Genomic DNA, 9,612 nt, shown 5'->3' on the forward strand with positions numbered 1-9,612 from the left:
GAAGTATCAGGAGCAGGAAGAACGAAAAGAAGATGGCTCGACTGATTTGAAGTTGTTTTGACGAATACCTCTTTCAGAGGTTAGAATAAAGCCCCCACCTTAGGTGGGGGTTGTTTACTTTAGCTGTAGGCAGAATTTTCTTGTTAAATTGGTTTTCGCTACTGACATAGGGCTGTCATAGTACCATGGTTTCTTTGTATCAATAAGTACATTAAAACCATAAAAGCTATGTCAATCATCAAATTATTATTAAAGGAAATTGAGCAGGAAGCTCAAATAACCCGTAACATGTTAAGCATTGTGCCAAACGACAAGTACAACTGGCAACCACATCCAAAAAGCATGAGCATTATGAAACTTACAAATCATATTGCTGAGCTTCCAGGCTGGTTAACTATGGCTGTTACTACTGATGGGCTGGATTTTGCCGCCAACCCGTATGAACCAACTTTTTTTAACAATACAGCCGATGTATTGGAAGTATTTGAAAATCAACTGACGGATGGCCGGGCAAACCTGGAAGGCATGAGCGAGGCGGAGCTGGAAAAACCCTGGATCTTACGTAATGGCGACCATGTGCTGTCTTCAATGACTAAATACGAAACCATCCGCCTGACAATAGCACAAACCATCCATCACCGTGCGCAGCTGGGTGTTTACCTGCGTTTATTAAACATCCCTATACCTGGAAGCTACGGCCCAAGTGCAGACGACCTGGAGAAGATGCAGCAATATGCATAACCTTAACTAGGTTCACCTCTAACGACAGAAGAAATCTAATACCTATTATAATGCCGTATTAGATTTCTTCATACCTGTTTGAATAAAAAAGAATTGTATACTTTCTATATCCCCAAAACCTGCTTTAATTTAACATACCCGGTTTTACTTACCGGTATTTTAGCGCCTGATTTCAGGATGGCCAGGTGGCTGTCCTTTTCATAAGGATCAATTCGGGTTATTTCCTGTACACTTACGATGTAGCTGCGGTGCACGCGGACGAACTGGCGGGCATCCAGGGTTTGTTCAAAAAAGCTCATGGTCTTATTTTTAAGGTAGGAGCCCTCTTGCGTAAATATGCTTACATAGTCGTCATCTGCTTGCAGGTATTGTACATCAGCCACCGGGATTATTTTTACTTTGGTACCGGTTTTTACCACAATACGCTCATGTTGGGCCGGCGAGTGCGAAGCTGTCTCTAACAGCTGTTCTTGTCTGGGCGCGCCTGCGGCAGGCGCTTGCGCTAAAAATTTCTCTATAGCTTTATTAAAACGCTCTTTGCTAAACGGTTTAAGCAGGTAATCGGTGGCATGTGCCTCAAAGGCTTTTATGGCATATTCGTCAAACGCAGTGGTAAATATCACCGCGGGCTGTTCATCAACCAGTTCCAGCATCTCAAAGCCGTTGATCTTAGGCATTTGCACGTCAAGAAAAATCAAATCAGGTTGATATTGCTGTATGGCTTTAAGGCCCTCAAAACCGTCGCCGCATTCCTGCAGCACTTCAATCTGCGGAAATGCCTGCAAATATTCTTTTACAACCATACGGGCCAAAGGCTCGTCGTCAATTAATAAGGCACGTATCATTACTGCGGTATTTTAATAATAGTTGTAAATATATTATCATTTGCGTGAGTTTCCATCAAATCATTACGTGCAAAAAGTAAATATAATCTGCGTTGTACACCACTAAGGCCAAAACCGGTTCCCTGGCGCGGGCGGGAGGTTTTAGGGTCGTACGGGTTTTGTACAATAAGTTCAAGGTAGTTGCCTTCCAGTTCGCCGCGAATGCTCACCACTACATCTTCGGTGGTATCATACAAACCAAATTTTATGGCATTTTCAACCAATGGCTGCAATAGCATGGCGGGCATAACACTTTCGCCGCACTTTTCATCGCAGCTGATCTCTGTTTTAAGGCGATGGCCAAAACGCACCTTTTCAATCTCCAGGTACAGGTTAAGGTGCTGCAATTCCTCATTTAAGGTCACCTGTAACTGGTCATCTTTTTTAAGCGTGCCACGTAAAAAGTCTGAAAGCTGGTGTATCATCTTCCGCGCCTCATCAGGTTTAAAACCAATCAGCGCGTTAATGGAGTTTAAGCTGTTAAATAAGAAATGGGGCTGCAATTGCTGCCTCAGATTATAAAGTTCGGCGTCGCGCGCCAGTTGCTCGGCCTCGGCTTTGCGTTTCTCGTTCTCTTTCTGATCAATCTGGGAGTACCATATCATGCTGATCATGGCCATCCAGCCTATCGCTAAAAAATTGGTAAAAAACCTAATTACCAATGATAGCCCCATAAAATTAGCATATACCAAGCCCGAGTTAATAAATGGCAGGATATAACGACAGCCGGCGGTACAGGCCACCGCCAGTGCCACGCACCAAATTAATATATTAATATAACTGCCTTTACCAGGTTGGTAGTAACGCAGATTGTTGTTGATGAGCCAGCAAGCGGCAGTAAGCAGTATTGAACTTACTACACCATCCGTAAGGGCGGTATACCACTCAAATCCAAAACTGTATATAATGTAGGTTTGCAGGCCTGTCCATGCAAGCCCGCAAGCCACAAAAGCCCAGCGTAATTTTTGAAATGTTAATGTGTTTGAAACCGCCAAAACGTTATAATTTGTTAAGGTTGATTAATAACTGCGGATATCTATCCCTGCAAATATTGATACCCCTTTTAATACTAATACTTTATTGCTGTCCAAAGGCGCGGTGGTTCTTATTCTTTTATCGTCAACACCGGCAAATACCGCCGCCATGTCTGATATCACCATCCAGTGCGACGGTACAATTATTTTGGTGCCACCAAATACCTGGGTTACATCAATATAAACACGGCCGTTAATATTGGCCTGGGTAAAGTCAAGCTCAGCGCCGCCCATCACGTTTACAATTTCGCCACCCTGGAAATTTTTTGAAAAAATGGTTTTTTTTACGCTGCCGAAAATCGATATGGCCTCCAGGTGTTCATCGCCGGTATAATCTGCACCGGGGGTCGATGCTGCTTGCGGGTCGTTAGGCGCATTGGGATTAACCGTGTAATCAACTGTAGGTTCGTTTGGGTTAACATAGGCGTTAGGATTTTTAAAGTTGTATTTGCCTGACTCCCATTTCTTTTTCCAGTCTTTTTTATCCCAATAATCTGCGTGATGATGATTGCGCCTTAATATTAAAAATATACCAAAACCGATGATCACTATCGGCCAAAAGAAAGCGCTTACGTCCACATTGGGCATAATGTCATCCAGCAAAAAAGCCAGACCTATAATTACCATTATCAGCCATGACAACTTACGGAAATTAGTTTTGGCGCCTATATAAAGGCCAATGCCGATTAACCACATTGGGAAGCTAAATAGCCAATGCGGGAAACCTATATAATCAAATTGTTTGAGTAACAGTGATGCTCCTAAGGCCAGCAAAATAATGCCGATAAAAACCTTTCCTTTGCCGGGGTTGGTTGGGTGTTCTATATTGTTGATATCGTTGTCCATGATCTTAATTTTAAATTCTTACTCAAAAGTAAGGCACTAATATAGCCAGCCAAAACTAAAACTGGCCATTTACTTAGAAGAACTCGGTAAAAGCGGGGATTTTTTCGGTGAAAAGTTAGGCGTGCCAAATGTTTGAGATTACCAGCATTTAAAGCACGTGGATATTGACTGTCTCTGCGTTAAAAGTTAACCTCAATAGCCCGATCCGGATCGGGAATTCATGCCTTAAATAACCTATTGGGGCCGGTGAAATAAGCCTGCGTAAGCAGCTTTGCCAATGATATGACCCTGCATTAATTTAAAAATATTGGTCTTGGTGTCAAGCGGTGTGGCGCCTGCCTTTTCATCCAGTTTAATATCTAAAGCAAATAATTCAAACACATAATGGTGCAGCGGACCAGAGGCTGCTGCGCCGGGGCCGCGATACCTGACAACAGCGTTGCTAACCTGGTAGCTGCCATCAGCCAATTGGGCTCCGGCCGGTACATCTTCTGGTAACGAGGTTGCTGTTCCCGGGATGTTCCATATCAGCCAGTGAAGGTTATCTTCGCTGGTTTTCTTTAATGCCAGGTCAACATCATGCATCCACAACACAAAACTCTGGGTACCGGCGGGTACGCTGCTCCAAAGCAATGCAGGCGATACAGCCGCGCCCGCCGGCGAAGCCTGTGTGTATTTCAATGGAATGATGCCGCCATCGGGAAAAGCCGGGGTGGTTAACCGCATTGGCAAATTAGCTTGTTGCGCAAAGGTTATTGAGGCTGTATTTACCAGTAAAACAAAAACAAGAACTAGTTTCTTCATGGCGTTTAATTTGTATAAAATTAAAGTATTACTTTAGACATTTATAATTAAAAAATGGACAAGGAGTTTACCGTATCTACGACGATGAAAATAGTTTACGGCTTGTTAGCTGCCGGACTATTTATATTTTCAATATTTTTTTTTGACGCTTATAATTCATCAAAAGGAGTGGAGATGTTATTATTCCCGCTACTTATGCTGCTATGCGCTATTTTGATTGTTGTAAGCTTTGTGCGGAGGCGAATAACAATAGCTGGCGACAGCCTGTCATCCGTAAATCTGCTTTCAAAAAGAGAGATGCCTTTTACTGATATAAAAGGATACAGGATAGGTAGAAAAGAGATTCGTATTGAGTCAATTTCAGCGGCGAATTCAACAATGGTTATTCGGAATTATATAGATTTTGGCGATAGTGCCGATTTGGTAAGCTGGATTAAAGGCAGCTTTGCAGACCTGGACGGAACTGATTATGAAGCCGAAAAAAACAATATAGCCCATGATCTCAATTTGGGATTTACAGCCGAAGAAAGACAGCAAAAATTAGCCAGAGCTAAAACAGTTGCCCTACTTTATAACGTTATCGGTGTATTTGTTGGTATCGCACTGTTTTTACCCGATCAGCCGATAATTACTATAGTGGCTATTATTTATCCCTTATTGGGTATCCTGATAATCATGACCAGTAATGGCCTGATAAAATTTACATCCAACATAAAGCAGAGCGTATTACCTTTTGTAGTGATAGGATTTGTTGTGCCGGCAATGGTATTATTGGGTAAAGGCGCCGGCGGGCATCATTTATTAAACACAGATAACTTGTGGCTGCCGGCTTTGGGTTTTGCTTTAGTTATTCTTGTATTGTTGTTAAGGACGGGACTTAATAAAACCATGGGTAATTTAACAGGGCAAACAGCTATTTTAGCTATCGTGTGCCTGATTTACGCTTTTGCAAGCATTGTTGAAATTAACTGCGAGTTTGACCAATCGCCAGTAAAAGTATATCACGCCACTGTGCTTGGGCACCATATTAGCCATGGTAAAAATACCAGCTATTATTTGTATTTGACTGCCTGGGGCCCCTGTACTAAGCAGGAACAGGTAAGCGTAGGCAGCAAAACGTACAATAATACTAATGTAGGCGACACCGTAACCCTAAATTATAAACCGGGGCTGTTAAATATATCCTGGTTTTTCTTGGCTAAGCAATGAGTAGTTATACCGCCGGCTCCTGCTGGCTCAGGCAATGAAAGCTGCCCAATCCCCAGATAATATCTGTCGAATCAATGCCGATAACTTTCCTGTCAGGGAAACAACTTTGTAAAATATCCAATGCCTTGTCATCCTTATCGCAGCGATAAGTAGGCACTACAACAGCTGCGTTGCCAATATAAAAATTAGCGTATGACGCCGGCAGGCGTTGGTCGTCATAAATAACGGCGTCAGGCATTGGCAGTTCAACAATGTTTAGTTGCTTACCGTTTAACAGTCGCATGGTTTTAAGCGTGCTCAGGTTTTCCTGCAAAATTTGGTAGTTGTCGTCTTTTTTATTTTCTTCAACAACGGTAACCACCGTGTCTTCATTTACAAAGCGGGTTATGTCATCAATATGGCCGTCGGTATCGTCGCCAACTATACCATCGCCCAGCCATAAAATTTGCTCTGCTCCGTAAAAATTATACAGGTATTCTTCTATTTGCTGCTGATTTAACTGCGGGTTGCGGTTCTGGTTCAACAGGCAGGCTGTGGTAGTTAAAATAGTGCCTTTACCATTAAAATCAACCGACCCGCCTTCCATAACAATACCGGGATGATAAACCGGTAAACCAAAGTGTTCGCCAATTTTTGAAGGGATAACATCATCCAGATCAAACGGCGGATACTTACCACCCCAGGCATTATAGCCCCAGTCAACAATAGCTCTTTCTTTAGTAGCAGGATTGATCAAAAAAGCCGGCCCGTGATCACGGCACCAGGCATCGTTAGTGCCAAATTCAAAAAATTCAATTTTGGTCAGATCAGCATCAACCAGCATTAACTGCTGTTTGGCAAATGCCGCCATCTGCTCATCCTTAACGTTAATGCGCACCAGTTCGCCTGCGGTTAAAGTTTTTATAAACTCGCAATATTGCGGGTATATGGTCATGATCTTACCCGGCCATGATTCTTCCTTATGCGGCCAGCTTAGCCAGGTAGCAGTATGGGGGTGCCACTCGGCCGGAAACGAAAATCCTTTTTGTTTTGGGTAGTTCATGGTAATATTTTATATCATTGCGAGTATAGTGTGCAATCTCCGCAACAAATAGTCATCATGTTGATAGATTAGCGAGTGTAAAGATTGCTCCGTTCCACACAATAACGCCTGGTTATTAATCCTCGTCTAAAAGACGTTTGGTTATCGGTTGGTATGAATCAATTCTTCTGTCGCGTAAAAATGGCCAGTGGGTGCGGTAGTAATCCGTTTTGTCCAGGTCAAGTTCCTTAACTATCACTTCTTCGTTATCATGTGAAGTTTGATGGATCAGCGTACCAAACGGGTTAGCAAAGAATGATCCGCCCCAAAACTTAACACCGGCCTCTTCGCCTACGCGGTTTACGCTAACCACATGTACGCCGTTTGCTACCGCGTGCGAGCGTTGGATAGTTTGCCAGGCATTGTATTGCTCTACATTGGTGGCTTCGTCCTGTGTTGTTGCCCAGCCGATGGCTGTGGGGTAAAACAGGATTTCGGCACCCATTAAAGCGGTAATCCGAGCGGCTTCAGGGTACCATTGGTCCCAGCAAATCAATACACCTATAGTCGCGAATTTAGTTTTGAAAACCTTGTAACCTAAATCGCCCGGGGTAAAGTAAAACTTCTCATAAAAACCCGGATCATCGGGGATATGCATCTTGCGGTATTTGCCCAGGTAAGTGCCGTCAGCATCAATAACAGCGGTGGTGTTATGATACAGGCCCTGCGCACGTTTTTCAAATAATGAAGCAATGATAACTACGCCCAACCCGGCGGCAACTTTTGATAGTTCATCGGTTGACGGGCCCGGAATAGCCTCGGCCAGTAAAAAGTTATCATGGTCCTCCACATCGCAAAAATAAAGCGATGTAAACAACTCTTGCAGGCAAACTATCTGCGCGCCTTTAGCGGCAGCTTCCTTTACTTTTGCAATCGCTTTTTGCAAATTTTCGTGCTTATTGGCTGTGCAGCTCATTTGCACTATACCTACCTGTACTTTGCTCATTCCCTAAAATTTGTGCAAATGTAATAATTAGAGATTAGAGATTGGTGATTAGCGGCTAGTTAATTAGGAAGGGCGACGGTTGCTGAAGGCCGCAGTTTTTCTAATAATAATTGTAACAATATATTGGGGATACCGATAATTTAACATTTCTTAGCAAATCACTAATCTCAAATCACTAACCTCTAATTAACTAAATCATTACCTTTGCAGCCAATGACAGAACTAGACAAAAGCATCATAGACGAGGTAGAGGAAGAAATTCACCCCAAAACCTGGAAAGGCACTCTTTGGAATATCACCAAAACACTTTTAAAATTTGCGGTAACTGCGGTGCTGCTTTACTTTGTTTTCAGGCACGTTCCGTTTAAAGACGTTAAATACAGGTTGTTACATGCTAATTATTGGTGGATGTTTGCAGCGCTGATCTGTTTTTTCCTGTCAATAATCGTGTCGTCGTGGCGGTTAATGAGTTTTTTTAATTCCATTAATTTAAAGCTCGATGCCAGGTTTAATTTCAGGCTGTATATGCTGGGTCTTTTTTATAATTTCCTGCTGCCGGGCGGTATAGGGGGTGATGGCTATAAGATATGGCTGCTCAATAAAAACTATAAACTACCCGGTAAAAAAGTTTTCTGGGCTATTATGTTCGACCGCCTCAGCGGTTTATGGGCAATAGGCCTGATAACTGTTGGGCTGATATTTTTAATACCGCAAATTGATATTCATATCGGTATCCCTTTAGGGATTTTTGCTGCCGGGTCGTTAGTTTATTATTTTGTTGCTTACAAATTTTTCAGGGAATATACCCGGTACTTTTTTGCAGGGCATGCAAAGGCCGTAGTGGTGCAGTGCCTGCAGGTTTTAGCCATTGTGTTTATACTGATAGGACAGGATTTTAGCGGTAAATTTTCACCCTACCTGTTATCATTTTTAATATCGGCATTGGCCACCATCATCCCCATAAGCGTTGGGGGCGCAGGGATACGTGAAACCGTTTTTACGCAGTTGACAAAGGTTTTCCCTATGGATAATACTTTGGCTGTTTTCCTGCCGGGATCTTTTTATATTATATCATTGCTGGTTGCCTTGCTGGGCATCTATTATGTATTAAGGCCAAGCCGTTTAGAAGAAGGCCTGCCCAAAGGTGAGGTAGCGGCCGAAGACGAAAATAAGGAGCAGCCTGAAATCGTTTAAGAATTAGCAACTATGAATATTGTTATAACAGGAGCCAGCAGCGGGGTAGGCTTTGAAGCCGTAATTGAACTTATTTTATCCGGCAGACATAAAGTGATCGCGCTGGCCCGGTCGCAGGATAAACTGGAGCGGTTAGCCGAGATTTGCGCGGGCCTAAATCCCGACGGCGTGCTTTACCCCATCGCTTTCGATATTGTGCATGATGATTATGACGGCTTGCAACAGTTCATCACCGGTAATTTTGACGGGCAGATAGATGTGTTGATTAACAACGCCGGAGTATTAATAAATAAACCTTTTAACGAGTTATTAGAAGCCGACTTTGTGGAAATGCTGCAAAGTAATTTTATCGGTCACGTGCGCATTATCCAAAGCTTGCAAAAGTTTATGCCTCCTGATTCACATATTGTAAATATTGGTAGCATGGGTGGTTACCAGGGTAGCGCCAAGTTTCCGGGATTAGCGGCTTACTCAGCAAGTAAGGCAGCTTTACATACCTTAACCGAGTGCCTGGCACAGGAATTTACTGAGTTAGGGATAAAGGTTAATTGCCTCGCCTTAGGCTCGGCGCAAACCGAGATGCTTGACAAGGCTTTCCCCGGCTACCAATCGCCGGTGATGGCCTTTGAGATGGGTAAGTACATTGCCGATTTTGCGCTCACGGGACATAAGTTTTATAACGGAAAGATATTGCCGGTAGCGGCTACAACACCATAAAACAGTAAAGCCCGGTATACCCGGGCTTTACTGTTTTAATTCTAATGGCTAAACCACCGCCTTTGGCGGTAGGTCATGGGTGGAGGCTATGCCAGAAACCACTATCTTAGTATTTGTGACGAAATACAGGAAATTATCTCATAGCTTTTACTATTG

General features: G+C 43.1%; 10 protein-coding genes. 4 read left to right on the forward strand and 6 right to left on the reverse strand.

The window, feature by feature from the left end:
- The first annotated feature begins 228 nt into the window (after positions 1-228).
- Positions 229-741, forward strand: a complete 513-nt coding sequence (locus tag LJ658_RS20330) for a DinB family protein (protein ID WP_230548395.1) — start codon at positions 229-231, stop codon at positions 739-741.
- 104 nt (positions 742-845) lie between these two features.
- On the opposite strand, the gene LJ658_RS20335 is transcribed toward LJ658_RS20330, so the two are convergent.
- From LJ658_RS20335 to LJ658_RS20350, 4 genes are all read right to left on the reverse strand, one after another.
- On the reverse strand, positions 846-1,586 hold the full coding sequence (locus tag LJ658_RS20335) for a LytTR family DNA-binding domain-containing protein (protein ID WP_230548396.1): 741 nt from the start codon (positions 1,584-1,586) through the stop codon (positions 846-848).
- Positions 1,586-2,620, reverse strand: a complete 1,035-nt coding sequence (locus LJ658_RS20340; protein ID WP_230548397.1) for a sensor histidine kinase — start codon at positions 2,618-2,620, stop codon at positions 1,586-1,588. The genes LJ658_RS20335 and LJ658_RS20340 overlap by 1 nt, the downstream gene beginning before the upstream one ends.
- Positions 2,621-2,644: 24 nt before the next feature.
- Positions 2,645-3,505 carry a LiaI-LiaF-like domain-containing protein gene (locus LJ658_RS20345; protein WP_230548398.1) on the reverse strand — a complete coding sequence of 287 codons (861 nt, stop codon included), beginning with the start codon at positions 3,503-3,505 and terminating at the stop codon, positions 2,645-2,647.
- A gap of 234 nt (positions 3,506-3,739) precedes the next feature.
- On the reverse strand, positions 3,740-4,309 hold the full coding sequence (locus tag LJ658_RS20350) for a YbhB/YbcL family Raf kinase inhibitor-like protein (RefSeq protein WP_230548399.1): 570 nt from the start codon (positions 4,307-4,309) through the stop codon (positions 3,740-3,742).
- An 84-nt stretch (positions 4,310-4,393) separates the two neighbouring features.
- On the opposite strand from LJ658_RS20350, the gene LJ658_RS20355 reads away from it, so the two are divergent.
- Complete coding sequence (locus tag LJ658_RS20355) at positions 4,394-5,518, forward strand: hypothetical protein (RefSeq protein ID WP_230548400.1); 1,125 nt, start codon at positions 4,394-4,396, stop codon at positions 5,516-5,518.
- A 4-nt stretch (positions 5,519-5,522) separates the two neighbouring features.
- Here LJ658_RS20355 and LJ658_RS20360 read toward each other — a convergent pair whose 3' ends face one another.
- Entirely contained in the window at positions 5,523-6,560 is a 1,038-nt protein-coding gene (locus LJ658_RS20360) for an agmatine/peptidylarginine deiminase (RefSeq protein WP_230548401.1), read from the reverse strand.
- A 115-nt stretch (positions 6,561-6,675) separates the two neighbouring features.
- The gene (locus tag LJ658_RS20365; RefSeq protein ID WP_230548402.1) at positions 6,676-7,545 is read right to left on the reverse strand and encodes a carbon-nitrogen hydrolase; all 870 of its coding nucleotides are present in this window, start codon (positions 7,543-7,545) and stop codon (positions 6,676-6,678) included.
- 213 nt (positions 7,546-7,758) lie between these two features.
- On the opposite strand from LJ658_RS20365, the gene LJ658_RS20370 reads away from it, so the two are divergent.
- On the forward strand, positions 7,759-8,739 hold the full coding sequence (locus LJ658_RS20370) for a lysylphosphatidylglycerol synthase transmembrane domain-containing protein (protein ID WP_230548403.1): 981 nt from the start codon (positions 7,759-7,761) through the stop codon (positions 8,737-8,739).
- Between the two features lie 12 nt (positions 8,740-8,751).
- The gene (locus tag LJ658_RS20375; RefSeq protein ID WP_230548404.1) at positions 8,752-9,456 is read left to right on the forward strand and encodes an SDR family oxidoreductase; all 705 of its coding nucleotides are present in this window, start codon (positions 8,752-8,754) and stop codon (positions 9,454-9,456) included.
- Positions 9,457-9,612: the final 156 nt, after the last annotated feature.

It is taken from the genome of Mucilaginibacter sp. UR6-11 (assembly GCF_020880695.1).
Taxonomy (GTDB): Bacteria; Bacteroidota; Bacteroidia; order Sphingobacteriales; family Sphingobacteriaceae; genus Mucilaginibacter.

What these genes read in the sequence shown, in the direction of transcription:
- LJ658_RS20330 (WP_230548395.1), top strand. Translation starts at nt 229, where the DNA reads ATGTCAATCATCAAATTATTATTAAAGGAAATTGAGCAGGAAGCTCAA.
- LJ658_RS20335 (WP_230548396.1), bottom strand. Translation starts at nt 1,586, where the DNA reads ATGATACGTGCCTTATTAATTGACGACGAGCCTTTGGCCCGTATGGTT.
- LJ658_RS20345 (WP_230548398.1), bottom strand. Translation starts at nt 3,505, where the DNA reads ATGGACAACGATATCAACAATATAGAACACCCAACCAACCCCGGCAAA.
- LJ658_RS20350 (WP_230548399.1), bottom strand. Translation starts at nt 4,309, where the DNA reads ATGAAGAAACTAGTTCTTGTTTTTGTTTTACTGGTAAATACAGCCTCA.
- LJ658_RS20355 (WP_230548400.1), top strand. Translation starts at nt 4,394, where the DNA reads ATGAAAATAGTTTACGGCTTGTTAGCTGCCGGACTATTTATATTTTCA.
- LJ658_RS20360 (WP_230548401.1), bottom strand. Translation starts at nt 6,560, where the DNA reads ATGAACTACCCAAAACAAAAAGGATTTTCGTTTCCGGCCGAGTGGCAC.
- LJ658_RS20365 (WP_230548402.1), bottom strand. Translation starts at nt 7,545, where the DNA reads ATGAGCAAAGTACAGGTAGGTATAGTGCAAATGAGCTGCACAGCCAAT.
- LJ658_RS20370 (WP_230548403.1), top strand. Translation starts at nt 7,759, where the DNA reads ATGACAGAACTAGACAAAAGCATCATAGACGAGGTAGAGGAAGAAATT.
- LJ658_RS20375 (WP_230548404.1), top strand. Translation starts at nt 8,752, where the DNA reads ATGAATATTGTTATAACAGGAGCCAGCAGCGGGGTAGGCTTTGAAGCC.